Source organism: Streptomyces sp. NPDC048417 (genome assembly GCF_040651615.1).
Lineage (GTDB): Bacteria > Actinomycetota > Actinomycetes > Streptomycetales > Streptomycetaceae > Streptomyces.
The window spans coordinates 401,757-418,754 of sequence record NZ_JBEZKI010000005.1 but is presented as its reverse complement, the minus strand read 5'-3'; the positions used below and the strand labels follow the sequence as shown (position 1 = coordinate 418,754).

19 protein-coding genes are annotated in these 16,998 nt (G+C 69.4%); 2 read left to right on the top strand and 17 right to left on the bottom strand.

The window, feature by feature from the left end; genetic code table 11:
- Positions 1 to 138 precede the first annotated feature (138 nt).
- The 4 genes from AB0D59_RS11030 to AB0D59_RS11015 all read right to left on the bottom strand — a co-directional run bounded on the left by AB0D59_RS11030 (position 139) and on the right by AB0D59_RS11015 (position 5,504).
- A complete protein-coding gene (locus AB0D59_RS11030; protein WP_362563487.1) occupies positions 139 to 822 on the bottom strand; it encodes a transglycosylase SLT domain-containing protein in 684 nt (227 codons plus the stop codon).
- 427 nt (positions 823 to 1,249) lie between these two features.
- Positions 1,250 to 2,575 carry a PhoH family protein gene (locus AB0D59_RS11025; RefSeq protein ID WP_362563484.1) on the bottom strand — a complete coding sequence of 442 codons (1,326 nt, stop codon included), beginning with the start codon at positions 2,573 to 2,575 and terminating at the stop codon, positions 1,250 to 1,252.
- Between the two features lie 409 nt (positions 2,576 to 2,984).
- Positions 2,985 to 3,758: an isoprenyl transferase gene (locus tag AB0D59_RS11020; protein ID WP_362563482.1), complete on the bottom strand. Its 774-nt coding sequence runs from the start codon at positions 3,756 to 3,758 to the stop codon at positions 2,985 to 2,987.
- A 912-nt stretch (positions 3,759 to 4,670) separates the two neighbouring features.
- Complete coding sequence (locus tag AB0D59_RS11015) at positions 4,671 to 5,504, bottom strand: class I SAM-dependent methyltransferase (protein WP_362563479.1); 834 nt, start codon at positions 5,502 to 5,504, stop codon at positions 4,671 to 4,673.
- 52 nt (positions 5,505 to 5,556) lie between these two features.
- Here AB0D59_RS11015 and AB0D59_RS11010 point away from each other — a divergent pair, with 52 nt between their 5' ends.
- The gene (locus tag AB0D59_RS11010) at positions 5,557 to 6,075 is read left to right on the top strand and encodes a DinB family protein (RefSeq protein WP_362563477.1); all 519 of its coding nucleotides are present in this window, start codon (positions 5,557 to 5,559) and stop codon (positions 6,073 to 6,075) included.
- Between the two features lie 105 nt (positions 6,076 to 6,180).
- Here the strand turns inward: AB0D59_RS11010 and AB0D59_RS11005 are convergent, their stop codons facing one another.
- The 5 genes from AB0D59_RS11005 to AB0D59_RS10985 form a co-directional block, all read right to left on the bottom strand.
- Positions 6,181 to 7,059 (bottom strand): LLM class flavin-dependent oxidoreductase, encoded by an 879-nt coding sequence (locus AB0D59_RS11005; RefSeq protein ID WP_362563475.1) that lies wholly within the window; start codon positions 7,057 to 7,059, stop codon positions 6,181 to 6,183.
- A gap of 68 nt (positions 7,060 to 7,127) precedes the next feature.
- A complete protein-coding gene (locus tag AB0D59_RS11000) occupies positions 7,128 to 7,787 on the bottom strand; it encodes a hypothetical protein (protein WP_362563474.1) in 660 nt (219 codons plus the stop codon).
- A 1-nt stretch (position 7,788) separates the two neighbouring features.
- On the bottom strand, positions 7,789 to 8,397 hold the full coding sequence (locus AB0D59_RS10995; protein ID WP_362563472.1) for a hypothetical protein: 609 nt from the start codon (positions 8,395 to 8,397) through the stop codon (positions 7,789 to 7,791).
- A gap of 17 nt (positions 8,398 to 8,414) precedes the next feature.
- Positions 8,415 to 9,740, bottom strand: a complete 1,326-nt coding sequence (locus AB0D59_RS10990; RefSeq protein WP_362563470.1) for a putative T7SS-secreted protein — start codon at positions 9,738 to 9,740, stop codon at positions 8,415 to 8,417.
- Positions 9,737 to 10,048, bottom strand: coding sequence for a hypothetical protein (locus AB0D59_RS10985; RefSeq protein WP_362563468.1), 312 nt, complete (start codon positions 10,046 to 10,048; stop codon positions 9,737 to 9,739). Before AB0D59_RS10985 ends, AB0D59_RS10990 begins: the two co-directional genes overlap by 4 nt.
- A 357-nt stretch (positions 10,049 to 10,405) precedes the next feature.
- On the opposite strand from AB0D59_RS10985, the gene AB0D59_RS10980 reads away from it, so the two are divergent.
- Positions 10,406 to 10,768 (top strand): DUF192 domain-containing protein, encoded by a 363-nt coding sequence (locus AB0D59_RS10980; RefSeq protein WP_362563467.1) that lies wholly within the window; start codon positions 10,406 to 10,408, stop codon positions 10,766 to 10,768.
- 240 nt (positions 10,769 to 11,008) lie between these two features.
- Here AB0D59_RS10980 and AB0D59_RS10975 read toward each other — a convergent pair whose 3' ends face one another.
- The 8 genes from AB0D59_RS10975 to AB0D59_RS10940 form a co-directional block, all read right to left on the bottom strand.
- On the bottom strand, positions 11,009 to 11,638 hold the full coding sequence (locus AB0D59_RS10975) for an OmpA family protein (protein WP_362563464.1): 630 nt from the start codon (positions 11,636 to 11,638) through the stop codon (positions 11,009 to 11,011).
- Positions 11,639 to 11,645: 7 nt separating this feature from the next.
- Positions 11,646 to 12,230, bottom strand: a complete 585-nt coding sequence (locus AB0D59_RS10970; RefSeq protein WP_362563462.1) for a hypothetical protein — start codon at positions 12,228 to 12,230, stop codon at positions 11,646 to 11,648.
- A gap of 36 nt (positions 12,231 to 12,266) precedes the next feature.
- Positions 12,267 to 12,848 (bottom strand): pilus assembly protein TadG-related protein, encoded by a 582-nt coding sequence (locus tag AB0D59_RS10965; protein ID WP_362563460.1) that lies wholly within the window; start codon positions 12,846 to 12,848, stop codon positions 12,267 to 12,269.
- Positions 12,848 to 13,033, bottom strand: a complete 186-nt coding sequence (locus tag AB0D59_RS10960) for a hypothetical protein (RefSeq protein ID WP_351318768.1) — start codon at positions 13,031 to 13,033, stop codon at positions 12,848 to 12,850. Before AB0D59_RS10960 ends, AB0D59_RS10965 begins: the two co-directional genes overlap by 1 nt.
- 107 nt (positions 13,034 to 13,140) lie before the next feature.
- Entirely contained in the window at positions 13,141 to 13,893 is a 753-nt protein-coding gene (locus tag AB0D59_RS10955; RefSeq protein WP_362563457.1) for a response regulator transcription factor, read from the bottom strand.
- A 23-nt stretch (positions 13,894 to 13,916) separates the two neighbouring features.
- Positions 13,917 to 15,128, bottom strand: coding sequence for an ATP-binding protein (locus tag AB0D59_RS10950; protein ID WP_362563455.1), 1,212 nt, complete (start codon positions 15,126 to 15,128; stop codon positions 13,917 to 13,919).
- A 23-nt stretch (positions 15,129 to 15,151) separates the two neighbouring features.
- The gene (locus AB0D59_RS10945; protein ID WP_362563453.1) at positions 15,152 to 16,039 is read right to left on the bottom strand and encodes a DUF5936 domain-containing protein; all 888 of its coding nucleotides are present in this window, start codon (positions 16,037 to 16,039) and stop codon (positions 15,152 to 15,154) included.
- Positions 16,040 to 16,051: 12 nt separating this feature from the next.
- Complete coding sequence (locus AB0D59_RS10940; protein WP_362563450.1) at positions 16,052 to 16,996, bottom strand: type II secretion system F family protein; 945 nt, start codon at positions 16,994 to 16,996, stop codon at positions 16,052 to 16,054.
- Positions 16,997 to 16,998 lie beyond the last annotated feature (2 nt).

Sequence of the window (16,998 nt, the reverse complement as noted above, 5' to 3'; positions counted from 1 at the left end):
ATCCGCTCTCTTCCCCCGCGTCTCCGGGTGCTCCTCACCACTCCCCCCGGGAGTCGTTCGGTCCGACCGTACAGGGCGACAGCCCCTCCCCGTAGGACGGGGAGGGGCTGTCGAAGGTTGAGAGAAGCGGAGCAGCCTCTAGTACCAGCTGTTCGCCTGCCAGAACGACCAGGCCTCACAGGGGCTGCCGTACCGGGAGTTCATGTAGTTGAGGCCCCACTTGATCTGGGTGGCCGGGTTGGTCTGCCAGTCGGCGCCCACGGAGGACATCTTGGAGCCGGGCAGGGCCTGGAAGAGGCCGTAGGCACCGGAAGAGGCGTTGACCGCCTGGTAGTTCCAGCCGGACTCGTGGCTCACGATGTTGCTGAAGCACTGGTACTGGCCGCTGGCCACCATCTGCTGCGCCATCGCCTGGATCTGCGCCACGGAGTACGAGCTGCGGACCGGGAAGCTGGCGGTGGAGCGGCTGGCCGCTTCCTTCGCCTCGGCGCGCTCCTTGGCCTCCTTCGCCGCCTGCTCGGCCTCGGCCTTCTTGGCGGTCGCGGTCTTGGCGGCCGCCACCCGGGCCGCCTGTTCGGCGTCCTTCTTGGCGGTCGCGTCGGCCTGGATGGCCACGGCGTCGGCCTGCTGCGTCAGGGACGCGGTCTGCACCGTCGCCTGCTGACCCGCGGGTATGTCCGCGAGCAGCGTGGTGTCGGCTGCCGTCGCCTCAGCGTCGTTCGGCTGTGCGACGCTGCCCGAGGCAACACCGACAACGCTTCCGACGGCGGTGACCGCGGTGGCCGAGGCCACTGCGAATCCCCGGACCGAAATCCGGCTCACACGGTTTCCTTCCAGCATCGCCCGCTTCGGTGACCCTGGCGGACGCAATCGTTCCCCTGACGCTGGCCTCCCAACTGCGGGGTCACGGGAGGCGCGGGCCCGATGGGCAACTCCCCGACAGAGAGTGCCGTGTGGTGCTCGGGCGGCATACGACGTCGCTATGGAATTAGCCGTGATGCTTCTGTGTTGCCGTACCGCTGGGGGTACAGGTGTGTCGTATGCGGGGCCTGACAGGAGTGAGACTCTGCCGTACCCCGACGCCGGGTGGCAATTCCGAGTTGCGTGTGAAAGCTCACATCCCGTTTCCCCCAGGGGATTTCAGGAAAGCCGCACACCCGAAGGCGCCGCCCGGCTAGGCTCAACGCCTTTGCCGGACGGCGCCAACGGATGGGTAATCAGCCCAAGTTGGACACAGGGATCAGATGGATCAGATGTGTCCGTCCTCCAGCATTTCGGTCACAAGCGCGGCAATCTGGGACCTCTCGGACCGGTTGAGGGTGACATGCGCGAAGAGCGGGTGACCCTTCAGCTTCTCCACCACGGCGACCACACCGTCGTACCGGCCGACCCGGAGGTTGTCCCGCTGGGCCACGTCATGGGTCAGAACCACCCTTGAGTTCGCGCCGATCCGGGACAGAACGGTCAGCAGGACGTTCCGTTCCAGCGACTGGGCCTCGTCGACGATCACGAACGCGTCGTGCAGGGAGCGGCCGCGGATGTGGGTGAGCGGCAGCACCTCCAGCATCCCGCGCGCGGTGACCTCCTCGATGACCTCGCGGCTGGTGACCGCCGAGAGGGTGTCGAAGACCGCCTGCGCCCAGGGGCTCATCTTCTCCGACTCGGAGCCGGGCAGATAGCCCAGCTCCTGGCCGCCGACCGCGTACAGCGGACGGAAGACCATGACCTTCTTGTGCTGGCGGCGCTCCAGGACCGCTTCCAGACCCGCGCACAGCGCCAGCGCCGACTTGCCGGTGCCGGCCCGGCCGCCCATCGACACGATCCCGACGTCCGGGTCGAGCAGCAGGTCGAGCGCGATGCGCTGCTCGGCGCTGCGGCCCTTGATGCCGAACGCCTCCCGATCGCCGCGCACCACACGGACGTTGCCCTCGGCCGTCACCCGGCCGAGTGCCTTGCCGCGCTCGGACTGGATGGTCAGGCCAGTGTGCACGGGGAGGTCCGAGGCCTCCGGGACGTACACATGCCCTTCCTCGAAGAGGAGGTCCACCTGTTCGCCGGACAGCGTCAGTTCGGACATTCCGGTCCAGCCGGAGGCACCCGTGATGGCGAGTTCGGCGCGGTACTCCTCGGCGAGGAGGCCGACCGACGACGCCTTGATCCTGAGCGGGAGGTCCTTCGAGACGACGGTGACGTCGTACCCCTCGGCCTGCAGGTTGCGGGCGACCGCGAGGATGCGGGAGTCGTTGTCCCCCAGGCGGTAGCCGCTGGGCAGGACGCTGGGGTCCGAGTGATTGAGCTCGACACGGATCGTGCCGCCGAGGTCCCCGATCGGGATGGGGGCGTCCAGACGGCCGTGCCGGACCCGGTAGTCGTCGAGCAGGCGCAGGGCCTGCCGGGCGAAGTAGCCGAGTTCGGGATGGTGCCGTTTGGCCTCCAGTTCCGTGACCACGACGATCGGGAGCACGACCTCGTGCTCGTCGAAGCGGGCCATGGCGTTCGGGTCGGCCAGCAGGACGCTGGTGTCGAGAACATAGGTGCGCCGGTCGGACTTGCGGCGCGTTGTGCTGGTCACCACGGAAGGACGTACCCCCTCGGATGAGGTCGGGGAGCGACGAAGAGGAGCTGGACCGGTTGACGGCCACCCTGCACGGGCCGAAAACCGGCCCCCCGCTGCTTCTTCCGTGCCGTGACCGCACGGTCGGGCTGGTGCAAAGGGCCTCCCGGGCGGACGACCCCGAGTCGCCCGCTGAGATCCGATGCCCGTGGTTCGGGCATCGACCTGCTTGCCTTATGCCCTCGAACATGCGCCGCCATGCCACGGTCTGCAACGACGCGCAGGTGAACTCCGTGTTACTGGCGCCCCGAAAAGGGTGATTTACGCCTCATGGGTGCGGTGGGGTCATCCACCGTAGCGAAGGGGTTATCCAGCGTGGCGACGGTGACAGGTGGCGTATGCCGTGTTGACGTCCACCGTCACGATGACGTCACCCGCCGTAGCGGCGGTGGCGGGCCGCGTAGTCACGCAGGGCCCGCAGGAAGTCGACCTTGCGGAACGCGGGCCAGAAGACCTCGCAGAAGTAGTACTCGGCGTGCGCGGTCTGCCAGAGCATGAATCCGGACAGCCGCTGCTCCCCGCTGGTGCGGATCACCAGGTCCGGGTCGGGCTGGGCGCCGGTGTAGAGGTGACGGCCGATCATGTCGACGTCGACGGCGTCGGCGAGGTCGTCCATCGCGACACCCTTGTCGTGGGCGTCCAGGATCATCGAGCGGACGGCGTCGGCGATCTCCTGGCGGCCGCCGTAGCCGATGGCGACGTTCACCAGTATTCCCTCGACGTGCGCGGTGGACTCCTCGGCCTCCTTGAGCGCGGTCTGCATCGGGGAGGGCAGCAGGTCGGGGGTGCCGACGTGGTGGACCCGCCAGCGGCCGTCGGCGGCGAGGGTGCGGACGACGTCCTCGATGATGCCGAGGAGGGGGACCAGCTCCTCCTTGGCGCGGTCAAAGTTGTCCGTGGACAGCAGCCAGAGGGTGACGACCTCGACATCGGTCTCGGAGCACCAGCCGAGGAACTCCTCGATCTTCTCGGCGCCGGCCCGGTGGCCGTGCACGGTGCTGGATCCGGCGGCCTTCGCCCAGCGGCGGTTGCCGTCCATGATGACGCCGATGTGCTTGGGCACCTGAGCGTGGTCCAGGTGACCTTCCACCCGGCGTGCGTAGAGCCTGACGAGCAGGCCGCGCAGCTTGTCGCGCAGGTTCACTTGAGTCCGCCCCTCGTGTCTCGCTGCGGGGTTCCGCGGGCCGAAGCCTACCCCTCCGGGAGTCGAGGGGGGCGCGGTGGGGAGGGCGCCCCAAGGGGGTGGGGGGCTTGTGCGGTCTGGTGAGTGAGGGTGCGTCGGGGCTGGTCGCGCGGTGCCCCGCGCCCCTTCGGGACGCCGGGTCCGAGGGCGCTTAAAAGTGGGTGAAAAACGGGGGTGGCCGCAGGCGGAAGGACGGCCCGGTCCCCGGGCAGAAAAACGGGCCGGTCCGTGGGGGGGAGACGGACCGGCCCGAGGGGGGGTTTCCACCATAACCCTTTGTAAGTGATGCTGCGTGCATCGGCGTGCCACAACTACTCTCCGGAGTCACCCGACAACGCCCCGAGCGGCCCGGAACGCTGGATTCAAGGGCCTCGCATGGCCGATTCACAGCGGAATCCCAGGAAAACTGGTCGCATTCGGGGAGATCAAGAGGGTTTGGGCCGTCTTGGGGACGCCTCGGCGGGTTGCTCACCCGTCCCTCCGATGGGCTACCCCGGCCGCGAACGACGGCTTGACGGGAGCCAGCGGGGCATTACGGCACCGCGCAGCCCCCTCCACCGCACGGTGCCGCCCGCGCAGCTTTGCTCACGCGAATTACCTTGGTCTGAACTTACGTGAGCCAACCGGGGGATACAGGGCAGCGGAGGTAACGATGTGAAAACTCTATGGAAATGAGAGATGAACAAGGAGGCCGGATGTTCACTTATGCGTAGATCCGTTACCTACGAAACAGATTGATCCTGTTGGTTCTTCAGTGTCACGACATGCCCCATGATGATCGTCGAGGTGTGCTCGGGACCCGGGGGGACGTCCGGGGGCTCGAACGGCAGTTCTTGGCCATTCTTCGGCACCTGGCATTTCAAGGGCGGTGGATCACGGCCGGCGCGCCGGCTTGCGGGTGTCGAAGAGGTGCCGGGTGCTGTGCGCGACGAAGGGGCCTTCCGCCTCGATCCGCCGGTGCAGGGCGCGGAGTCGGGGCTCGTACTCCTCGACCGTGAAGCCGGGGACCATCCATACGACCTTCCGCAGGAAGTGCACGACGGCGGCGATGTCGTAGAACTCCATCCGCAGCCGTTCGGCCCGCAGATCCACGACCTTCAGCCCGGCCGCCGCCGCCCCGGCGCGCTCCCGGTCGGGGTCGCGCCCGCCGCGGACCGCCTCCGGCTGCGGCCCGAGGAAGTACTCCACCAGCTCGAAGACGCTGGCGGGTCCGACGTGCTGGGCGAAGTAGGTACCGCCGGGGCGCAGCACGCGCGCGATCTCGGACCAGTGGGCCCGCACCGGGTGCCGGCTGAGGACCAGGTCGAAACTCTCGTCGGCGAACGGCAGCGGGGCGTCCTCGGGCGAGGCGACGACCACGACACCGCGCGCACGCAGCAGGTCGCTCGCCTTACGGACGTTCGGCGGCCAGCCCTCGGTGGCGGCGAGCAGCTGCGACGGGCGGGCCGGGGCGGTCAGGGGGGAATGGTTCTGGGCCGCCGTGCTGAGGGCGAAGTCGAGTACCTCGCCGCCGCCGGTCTGGATGTCGAGGGCGGCGGTGGCGCGGGCCAGCCGTCCGCCGGCGGCGCGGGCATAGCCCCAGGAGGGGCGCGCCTCGGTGGCCCGGCCCTCGAACCAGGAGAAGTCCCAGCCCTCCGTCGGCACGGCGGCCCCCTCGGCGACGAGGTCCTCGAAGGTCTCGAAGGTGCGATGCGTGTGCTCTGCCATGGCCCGCATGATCCCAATGGATTGTCAGTGCCCGCTGGTAATTTCGCCCACCATGACGACCGATGACACGTACACCGCTGGTGAGAAGGACATCCTGCAGGCGAGCCTGAACCGGCACCGGGACGCGGTGCTGTGGAAGCTGGAGGGCCTCGACGACGAACAGCTGCGCCGCCCGATGACCCCGTCCGGGACGAACCTGCTGGGGCTGGTGAAGCACCTGGCGTCCGTGGAGTACGGCTGGTTCGTGTCGAGCTTCGGCGGCGAGATCGAACCCCTGTGGTTCGACCCGTACACGGACGAGGACATGTCGGTCGGCCCCGGCGAGACGACCCAGCAGATCATCGACTTCTACGGCCGTGCGCGCGCCGCCTCCGACGCGATGATCACCGCGCGGCCCCTGGACACGCTGGGCAAGCCGGACTGGCGGGACCACGCGGTCTCCCTGCGCTGGGTGCTGGTCCACATGATCGAGGAGACGGCCCGGCATGCCGGGCACATCGACATCCTGCGGGAGCTGGTCGACGGGACGGCGGGCGACCACCGGCGGACCACTCCCACGGGTACCGCCTGACCGGGCGGTCCCGCCGGTCGCGACCGGCGGACGGCGCACGGCATCTCACGACGGCTCAGGGCAGCTCAGGGCAGCTCAGGGCAGCTCAGGGCAGCTCGCGGCAGCTCACGGCACGAGCGGCCGGACCTCCTCGGCGGTGAACCGTACGAAGCCCTCGGGGTCGGGTTCGTCCCCCGTCGGCTGGAGGATGACGGTGTCGGCGCCGGCCTCCGTGAGCCGCCGCACCGCTTTGGCGACGGCGCCCGCGTCTCCGGCGACGCCGAGCTCGGGGACCGACTCCAGGCCCTCGGCGACGAGTTCGGCCCGGAGCCGGGCGGCCGCGTCAGCCCCGGTGGCGGTGAGGAGATAGACGACGACCTGGTGCGGCTCGTCCGCGCCCCGCCCGGCGGCCGCCCGCCCCTCCTCGATGAGCCGCCGGGCCCGGCGGACGCCGTCGGGCGGAGTGGCGGCGGTGAGGATCGTCCCGTCGGCGGCCTCGCCGCTGAGGCGGAGGGTGCGGGGGCCTTCGGCTCCGGCGAGGATCTGGACGGGCCCGGCGGGCGGCCAGTCGAGCGCGACGTCGTCGAGCCGGACGTACCGCCCGTCGACGGTGAGCCGCTCCCCGCGCAACAGCGCGCGCAGGGCGCCGAGATGCTCGCGCAGCAGGGTCAGCGGGGACTCGGCGCGGGCGCCGACCTGGCCCATCCAGTCCTGCACACCGTGGCCGACGCCGAGGATCGCGCGCCCCGGGAACATCCGGTGCAGCGCGGCGGCCTCCATCGCGGTGATGGCGACGTTCCGCAGCGGCACGGGCAACAGCCCGACACCGATCCGCACCCGCTCCGACCAGGCGAGAGCAGCGGCGGCGGTGGAGATCCCACCCTCGCGGAAACAGTCCTCCCAGAGCCACAGCTCCTCCAGCCCAACCTCCTCCGCGAGCCGGACCACGGCACGGAGTCGCTCGGGGGGCAGCTGGGGGCGGAATACGGCGCCGAGTGTGGTCATGGGGAACGTCCTACCCGGAGCCCGAGGCCGTCACAACTGATTTGCCGAGCTGCCGAGGCAGGCGATGGTCAGGAGCCGACCGAATCAGGGCCCGGCACCCGGACCCCGGCACGCCGGGCAAGTTCGAGGGCCTGGGATCCGGCTCCGTGGCCGTCTGCGGGGATCCCCGGGTTGTAGCTCGGGCGCTGATGGAGCACGTAGAGGCGGCGTGGACCCGAGACGGCGATCACCGCGGCGAATCGAGGGTCACCGGCGAACCAGACCTCCCGCACCTGCGCCTTCCGCTCGTCCTTGGCACGCTTCCCGAGGCGGCCGCCCCACCAGATGGAGCGCACATGCGAGTGCATCACCATCGTCACCTGCTGATCCGGCACTTCGGGGTTGGGGAACCTCAGCCAGGCATAGCCGTTGCCGACGCCGGGGAGGTTGCCGATCCCGCTCTCCGGAGCCTCATACACGTGCCAGGGGTACTGCCGCAGAAGACGCCGTGTACGAAAGGCCCCCCGCCAATAGGCCCATTGGAGGAACGTTCGGTAGAACGCGTAGGCCATCGGGACGAAGAAGAGCCACAGCGTCCACGTGATCGACATGGACACGTACCACGCCAGCAGCCCCAGCCAGACCGCGGGCCACAGCAACTGGCCGAGGGCGGCGGAGATCAGCAGCTTCGTCCAAGCACGGCGGGTCGCCGGGTCGCCCCAGGCTGTGGGATGGTGCGTGGCGGGCATGTCATTCCTTGTCGGGTACATCGTCGGATACTTCGGGAATTGGGTTCTCGAAACTGACCGTACCTGCGACGTCCGTGAGCAGTGCACGGTAGCGCCGCGCCCGCTCGACAGTTGTCGCGGCCAGCGAGAGGATCGCGATGCGCTCACCGTCCGGACAGGGCAAGTAGACCGTGACCTGGAGCAGTTCGCACGGGGCGCCGAGGCCCAGTTCCGATGGCGCGTTCAAGCGCGTTTGTACAAGCGAGGCCGGGCCGCACGGCAGGTCCAGAATCTCGATGTGCTCTGGCCGCTCCGCTACGGCGGCGGCGCGGCCGGCGAGGACGCTGCGCGGGGCCCAGTCGACGCGCCGCCAGGCAAGCGTGAAGAAGGACATCAGCGGACCGCCATCTCCCTCGTCATCGGCGTGCAGACCCAGGCAACAGTGCACCGTTCCGGCTTCCAGGAGCAGCCTGGCCAGCCGGAGCACCGGACCGAGGCTGGCGAAGCGATCCGCCGTCTGCCCCGGTTCACGCCCGGCCGCGGCCAGCTCCTGGAGAGGCAGCGGAACGAATCCCGGGGGCAACGCGAACCAGATGTCGGCGTCCTCGCTCCGCGCCGAGTCATCGATCACGTAAGAGGGAGCACTTCTCATGACGCCTCACCAGCGCCGCGCAGCAGGAAGTGGAGGGCACCCACGGTCGCCGGAACATCGACGCCCAGAGTTCTGGGTCCGTCGAGGAGGTTGCCGACCGTCTTGGCCTCGTCATTGTCCAAGGTGTCGACAAAGCTGCTCGTCACACCATAGACGGCCGTCCCCGCCCCCAAGATCGTCGCCGGCTTGTCGATCTTCTCCACGATCGGTGCCAGCCGGCCACCGAGCACCCTTGGATGGGCCAGCAGGCTCGCGGCCCCTCCGGCTGCGGCGGACTCTGACCTGATCGTGGTCCCGACGGTCTTGAGTGAAGTTCCGACATTGGTGCCGACCCGCGCGAGCTTCTGCCCGAGTGTCAGCACCTCGTCGCCCTCTCCCACCAGCGACAGCAGTTCTCCGGACTCACCCACTGCGCGAAGCCCGAGGTAGCTGCCCTTGGCCACCACGCCGAGCCCCGGCAGCATCCCCAGAAAGTCCCCCGCCACCCCCAGCAGATTGCCCCAGAAGTCGACATCCAGCTCGCCCTTCGTGAAGCCGTCCTCCAAGGACGCCAGGACCTCGGGGTCGCTGACGCGCAGGCCGAAGGCCAGTCCGCTGAGCAGTCCGGCCGCCAGGAACAGCATCCACGGGGCGATGGCCGTGAGACCCAGCAGTGCGATCACGCCCAGCACAGCAGCGCACGCGCTGAGAATGTCCGGGAGGTTGTCGCCCAGCCAGTCCGTGAACTTGTCCCACGCGTTCGGCTCGTGCGGCGCCAGCCTGTGCGTGGCGTCGCCGATGCGCCGGGCCCGCCTGCGGGCGGTGTCCTCGTGTTCACTCGCAAGGGATCGGGCCCGCTTCAGTACGTCGTCCAGGTCGTCCTGCGCCGTCGTGACCCTGCTGTTCGCTTTGTCCAGAGCCGAGCCGGCGTCACCCTTGCCCACGCTCGAAGTCTCCGAGGCCCTCTTCGCGTCGTCCGCGTGACCCTGAGCACGCCGCAGCGCCTCGCGGGCGTCCTTGGCCTCACCGTCGAGTTTCTTCGCGCGCCTCTGGAACTCCTCCAGCTCTCCGGCCCACAGATCCAGCTGCTTCGCGGCCTTGTCAACGGAGTGGGCGCCGTTCTTCAGGTTGAGCGGCAGCGGGCCGCCCTCCAGTTGCTCGCGGAACGCGACGGCCGCGTCGCCCTCCCAGTAGCTGCCGTTCATCAGCTTGGTGACCTTGGAGTGCGCCTTCTCCATCTCCTTCGCGCAGCCGGACAGCCTGCGGTGGATGTCGTGCACCAGATCCGTGCTGCCGGGAGCAGGGTTGAAGCCGAGATGCGGGTAGGGATTCGTGACCGTCACTTGCTCCCGCTCTTCCGCCTCGCCTTTTCCAACGCCTTCTCCAGGGCCACGTCCACCTCGTGGAAGTCGTCCTTGGCCTTCTTCGTGATGTCCGTGAGTTCCCCGATCTGCTCGGCGATCGCCTTGGCCCCGTAGTGCCAGTCCTCCTGGAACCGCTCACAGGCCTCGTCCAGGTCGTCCGTGCCCAGACCATTGACACCGGGGTCACGCAGTACCTTCTGCAGGGCGGTGAACGACTCCTGCGCTCGCTTCAAGTCCTTGAAGAACTGGTCGAGTTCCGTACCGTCGACCTTCAGCCGCTCAGCCATGCGGATGCCCCGTTACGGTGGTGGCGAAGGCCCCCTCAGGAGGATCACCCGCCGTGCCGCCCGCGGACCGTGGGCAGCGCACACCGCGTGCGGTCGTGAGGAACCGGGCAGGGCGGTGCACTTGCGGACTCCAGGTGGGGCCAGAGGTCTCTTGATCCTCACGACGATATCGGCGGGACATGGGCGCCTCTGGGTACGGACCTGCTGGGCCGGGGGCGGCCGGCCGATTCGGTCTGCCTGTTCTGAGGCGGGATTCCGGCCGTGTTGCGCACTTGAGCACTGCGGCGAGCGTCACTCGTCCGTGTTGCGGATACGGTCGCTTCGGGGAACCGCTGGGAGACAGGGGAGAGGCAGGCCATGAGGCGCTGGCGGGACAGGCGAGGAAGTTTGGTCATCCATGGCAGCGAGGAACCGGTCATCGTCCCGCTGGAGCTCGCCACGTCCTATCGCGCCCGCTCAAAGGGCCTGTTGGGACGCGATGGGCTCGACGGGGCGATCCTGCTCTCCCCCGCCAACAGCATCCACACGTTCCGGATGCGGATGCCGATCGATGTCGCCTATCTGGACCGGCGGCTGACCGTCATCGCCGTACGCACCATGCCGCCGGGGCGCCTGGGCCTGCCGCGTCTCCGGTCCCGGCATGTGCTGGAGGCGGAGGCCGGGGCCATGGCCGAGTGGGGAGTGAGGGTCGGCACGCGTGTGAGCGTGGAGACGAGCTGAGTCCTGTTCCGGGTCCCTCCGGATCAAGCCGCGTGCTCCGCGAACACCACCGTGTTGTGACCGCCGGAGACGACATGCAGGTTCGCAGTGAAGTCGGCTGCCACAGCCAACCTGATCAGCAGATCAGCGGTGATCGGAAGCATCCCTCCGAGCTCGACCGCCCGCCCACGGGAGGAATCACGACCGCCGGGCTCCTCTCCGAGCCGAACGCCGCGCCCCGCGCAGGGGCACTGGCCTCGTTCAGCCCCCCGTCCTCGGGAACGTCACCTCCACGCGGCGGTTCTTCTTGCGGCCCTCCTCCGTGGAGTTGTCGGCGATCGGGTACTGCTCGCCGTAGCCGCGGACGTCGAAGGTGATGTTCGGGTCGTTCAGGTCCTGGTCCAGGACGCCCTGCACGGCGTTGGCGCGCTGGCGGGAGAGGACGTCTCCGTGGGCCGAGGAGCCCAGGTTGTCCGTGAAGCCGAAGACACGGACCTGGGTGGCGTTCTGCTTCTTGATCTCGTCGGCGATCGCCCCGATCCGCGCCTTCGCCGCCGCGCTCAGCTTGGCGCTGTCCTTGCTGAACAGCACCTCGGCCTGGAGGGCGAACGTCACGTCCGTGTTGGTGTCCGTACGGCGCTCGTCACCGCTCTGGTCCTCGACGACCGACTTGATGTCCAGCACCTTGGGATCGGCGAGGGTGGCGCCTTCGGGGAGCTTGAGGTCGGGGTCCGTCGGGTCGATCTTCACGGGCGCGCTGGCGGAGGGCTCGGTGCCCGGGGGGACGCTCGGGCCGCCGTCGTCGGCACGGGCGGCCGTCGCGCCGTAGAGATTCGTGACCAGCAGGAGCGTGGCGGCGCCCAGGGTCAGCGGGAGGCGTGGTGTGGTCACGTCGGCCTCACCCGGAGATCTGGATCGTGCCGCTGGCGAAGGTGGGAAGTTGGAGGGTTACCTCGGTGGTGTCGGCGGGTGGGGCGGGGAACTGCATGAAGACGGGGACGGTCTGGCCGGCGTCGACGTTGGTGATGCCGATGCTGGTGAGCGGCCGTCCGTCCGTGTCGCGCAGGACGTAGTAGCGCTTCTTGCCCTTGGAGTCGACCAGGGTGGCCCCACCGAAGGAGAAGCCGTGCCTGGTGATCTCTGTTTCGTCACCACTGACCTGAGCGGGGATGACGACGGATTCGGCACCGTCGTTCTTGAGGGTGCCGTTCACCGTGACGAACCCGCCCGAGTCCCGCTGAGCGGACGTGACCTGAAGGAGCAGGCTGTCCGTCCCCCTGAGTTCGGCGAGCGGCGCCTGGGACTCGCCCTCCTGAGCACTCGGGTTCGATCCCCCGCTCTTGGACGCGGAGGCCGACGTCTGGGGCTTGTCCGCCTTGTCGTCGCCTCCGCCGCCGCAGCCGGCGACCCCCACCGCAAGGCCCGTCGCGACCAGCAACGCGACCGCCCCCCTGCGGGCCTTCGCAGTGAACCCCATGCTCATCGTTCCCGCCTCCTTCTTCGCTCGTCGATTCGCTTGTCAGTCGGCCAGGTGGACGTCGAAGAGGTCTTCGGGGCCCGGCAGATCCGTCGGATCGGTCGGGTCCAGATCCCAGTTGCGGTCCTTGCAGGTGAGTTCGGGCAGTACGCCACCCTCACCGGAAAGCGAGAACGTGCAGAGCGGCTCGATCACGGCGGTGGCGCTCGCCGTCGACCTCATGCTCTCGGTGCCGGGCACGACGGAGTCGCCCACGGTCTTGTTCGTCTTGGCGTCGACCTTGTAGCTCAGCGGAGGTTCGGACACGCAATGTGCCGTCGCGTCGTTCTGGGCCGCCAGTTGGCTGGCGCGCCAGCACGAATCGGCGACGTTCACCTTGCCGTGGAAGATGTCCAGCCACTTGGTCGGGTCGCGTACGTCCTGCACCCACTGGTCCGCAAGCTCGTCACGCGTGTTCACCGCGGCGGCGAGCGCCGCCGCGTCGGCGGCCGTCTGGGCACCGTTCCGGTTCACCGCGGCCTGGCCGACCGCGAGGTACGCGAACGCGAGAAAGAGCAGGCCCCCCGCTACCGTGATGTAGATGGGGAAGGCCTGCCCTGAGTCGCCGTAACGGCGGAGACGCATCACACGATCTTGTTGATTTGCGCAGTGATCTTGGTGAGGATCGTCTGGCCGATGCTGGTGCCCGTGACGGCCAGCACGATCGCCACCACCACCGCGATGATCCCCAGATACTCGACCGCGGTCTGCCCCCGGTCGTCGGCGCGGCGCTGCAGCGCGACAAGCATCCTCAGCATCCGGTCGCTCATGGTGCTCCCCTCCGGGTTCGGTTCCGATCCTCGCAACGTACGGCGGAACATACCCATCCGCGGAGGGTCCCAGGACCCAAATCCGGACCCAGTTCACCCAGTTCATCTCACGCCACCCCCAGCCACTTGGCCGTCGCCTGGGCGCGGGTGGTGGTGTGGAGCTTGGCGAAGATGCGGTTGATGTGGTTCTTGACCGTCTTCTCGCTGATGAAGCAGACGGCGGCGATCTGCTGGTTGGTCATGCCGGACGCGATGAGGTCCATGATCTCCGCCTCCCTGCTGCTCAGTTGAAACCGGGACTTCGACGACTGTCCCACAGTGGATTGCAGTTGCGAAAGTCCTTTGGGTGGAAAATGTGTTGGGAGAGCGCGTAGTTCGGGTTTTGCGTGTGCAGTTGCGTGCCCTCTGATATGGGCCAGCAACGCGTTCGTCGCGGTCGGTGTGAAGTGCGGCCGGCCGCCGCCCACGTCCCGTACCGCCTGCGTCAGCTGGGCCGTCGTGAACTCGCCGTGGACCAGGTAGCCTCCGGCGCCCAGGCGTACGGCCTCCTGCACGATCGCCGTCTCGTCGCTGTACGTCAGCATCATGACCGGGGCCAGGCGCACCAGGTGCGGCAGTGCCGCCATGCCGTCGACCCCGGGCATGCGGACGTCGAGGAGGATGACGTCGGGGTGAAGACGCAGGGCCGCCTCGTAGGCCGCGCGGCCGTCGTCGGCCTCTGCGACGACCGTGAGGCCCTCCGCGGCGGAGAGGACCGCCGTCAGGCCCGCGCGGATCACCGGGTTGTCGTCGGCCACCAGGACGCGCAGGGGTGGTGGGGGCGGAGGTTCTGCGCACTCCATGAAGGGGTGCTGCGGCATCGGGGGGCCTCCTCTCGTCTCCGTCATGTCAGTGGCACCTCCACTCGGACCTCGGTGCCCTTGTCGGCGGTCAGCCGGAGGCGCGCGCCCATCGACGCGGCCCGTTCTGTCATGCCGAGCAGGCCGAAGTGGCCGGTGCGACGCAGGTCTTCGACGGTCGTGTCCGGGGGCAGGCCGCGTCCGTCGTCGTGGATCGTGACGATCAGACGGTGGTCGGGGGTCGTCTCCGCCCGTACGTCGACCCTTGTCGCCCGTGCGTGGCGGTGGGCGTTCTCCAGGGCCTCCGCCGTGATGCCCAGCAGCTGGCGAGCCGTGGCGTGGGGCAGCGGGACCGGGGTGGCGGGGCCTTCGTAGGTCGCCGTCATGGCCGTACGGGCCGTGAAGTCACTTGTCAGCGATTCCAGTTCGGCGCGTACGTCCGGGGCCTCGCCGTCCGTCCGGGTGCGCAGGTCCGTCAGGAGTTCGCGGGCCTCACCCGCCGCCCTGCGGGCCGCGTCCGCCACCAGTTCCGCCTGCTGTCTGATCAGCGCCGGGTCGAGGCGGTCCGGGGTCGCGGACGCCGACTCCGCGAGGCCGTCGGCGATCAGTGCGACGCCGTAGAGGGTTTTGGTGACCGAGTCGTGCATCTCGCGGGCCAGGCGGGCGCGTTCCGTGCTCACCGCCTCCGTCGCGGCGAGACGCGCGCGGGTCTCGGTGAGGGCCTCGGTGGCGGTGCCGAAGCGGAGCATCAGGGTGCGCAGGGTGGAGCCCATCGCGCCGGTGATCACGCACAGGCCGGGCAGGAGGAGGGAGTCCGCCACGCCGGTGTGGTGCTTCAGCGTCTCCACCACGACCAGGAGGATCAGCGACTGGAGGGACGCGAAGACCGCCGCTCCGCGCCAGCTGTAGAGGAGGCCGGCGAGGAACGGGGTGCAGACGCTGACGTACGCGAGGGTCGTGTCGGGGCCGGCCGAGATCAGCAGGAAGGAGCCGAAGAGGGTGTCGGCGGCCAGCAGCGTGGGGTGGCGCAGCAGGAGGGGGCCGAAGCGCTGCCAGTCGCGGAAGAGGACGTACGAGATCATGAAGGTGACGACCACCGCGGAGCCGACCAGGCGGGTGCCCAGGCCGGGGGTGGCGTTGAGGAGGGCCGCGGGGGCCGCCACGGCGATCATCGCCAGGCGGAAGCCGAAGACCTGGCGGCCCATCGCCCGCAGGGCCCGGATCTCGACCTTCCCGTCGTCCTCCCGTGTCGCCATCGCCCTCACCCGCCCTTCCTCGGCTACTTCCCCGTGACCGACCCGAAGTCGACCCCGGAGCCCAGCAGCAGGCCGGCGGCCAGCAGGAGCATCGTGGCCGGGACCATGAACGTGGTGATCATCAGCGTGGCCCTCGGGACCGCCCGGGCCGCCTTGCGGCGGGCGTTCTGGGCGTCCGTGCGGCGCATGTCCTTGGCCAGGGCGACCAGGGTGTCGACGATCGGCGCGCCCAGTTCCTCGCCCTGCTGGAGCGCCGTGACGAACATCGCCACCTGTTCGGAGTCGTTGCGACGGCGGAGTTCCGCGAAGGCCTGGCGGCGGCTCATGCCCAGGTCCAGCTGGCGGAGGGTGATACGGAGTTCGTCCGCCCAGGGGCCCTCGTAGTGCGAGGCGACCCGGTCCAGGGCCTGCCGGAAACCGAGGCCGGCGCTCACCACCACCGCGAGGACGTCCAGGAAGTCGGGCAGGGTGCGTTCGATGACGTCCTTGCGGACACGGATCGCCGACCAGATGCCGACCTCCGTCCAGAACGCGCCGAAGAGGAGGAGGACAACGGCCATCAGCCATTGCCCCCTCAGCAAGAAGACCAGGAAGCCGACGCCGCCGAGTGCGCCGTAGACCGCCCGGCGGGCCGCGTAGCGGTCGATCGTCAGGCCGCCGGGGTTGCCCGCCAGGTCGATCTTGCGGCGGTACCGCGCCACCTGGCGCGGGCCCATCAGGCGCAGGACGGCGGGGGCGTAGCGCATGCCCATGCGGTCGATGAGGGAGTTGGCGGCGCCGGTGCGGGTGGCGCCCACTTCCAGGGCGATCTGCAGGTCGGAGGGGAGTTTCGCGTCCGCGCGGTACATGCGGATGCCCGCGAAGGCGCCGTAGACGGCGAGGGCCGTCACAAGGGCCAGGAGCAGTGCCATGGTCACAACCCCCTATACGTCGACGCGGCTGAGGCGGCGGATGAGGACGAACCCGATGACGTAGAGGCCGAACGCGATGAGGACCGCGGCCTGGCCGAGGGTGGTGCCCGTCATGCGGTCCAGGGTGTCGCCCTTGACCCCGTTCATCAGGAACAGGGCGCCGATGCCGAGCACCGGGACGGCGTACGACGTCATCGTCACCTGGGAGAGCTGGGTGCGGACCTCGCGGCGGGTCTCCTTGCGCTCCTCCAGGGTCTCGGTCAGGTTGCGCAGCGCGGAGACGACCTGGCCGCCCGCCCTGTTGGAGAGGACGAGGGTCGTGACCAGGACGACCAGCTCGCGGGACGGGAGCCGGTCGGCCAGTTCGCCGAGTGCGTCGTCCATGGAGTGACCGATCGCCAACTGGTCGGCCACCTTGCCGAGTTCCTCACCGGCCGGGGCCTCCAGCTCCTCCGCCGCCATGCCGATCGCGGTGCGCAGGGCGAGTCCGGCGTGCGTGGCGTTGGCCAGGATGCGGGCGAGTTCGGGGAGTTGGGCGATGAACCGCTCGATGCGTTTCTGCCGCTGCCAGTTGAGGAACTGCACGGCGGCGAAGACCCCGAGGAGGCCGGCGATCGGCCCGAAGAAGGGGGCCAGGGCGGCCTGGCCGATGAGCCAGAGGGCCACGACGGCGGCGAGCATGTAGGCGAAGAACTCGCCGGGCGTCACGTCCAGGCCTGTTGCCGCCAGCCGGAGTTCGAGGCGGCGGCCGATCCCCGTGCCGCGCAGCCGGCGGTCCAGGTTGCGGAAGCGGCGCCGGCGGCCGGTGAGCGGGGCCTGGCCGGTGTAGGAGAGGCGTTCCACCAGGGCGGCGCGCTGGGCCCGGCCGGAGGCGTAGGTGTGCAGGCCCACCACGGCCAGCAGGCAGGCCAGCAGGGTGACGCCGGTGGTGAGGGTGACGAGGTCATGGAGGGTCATGG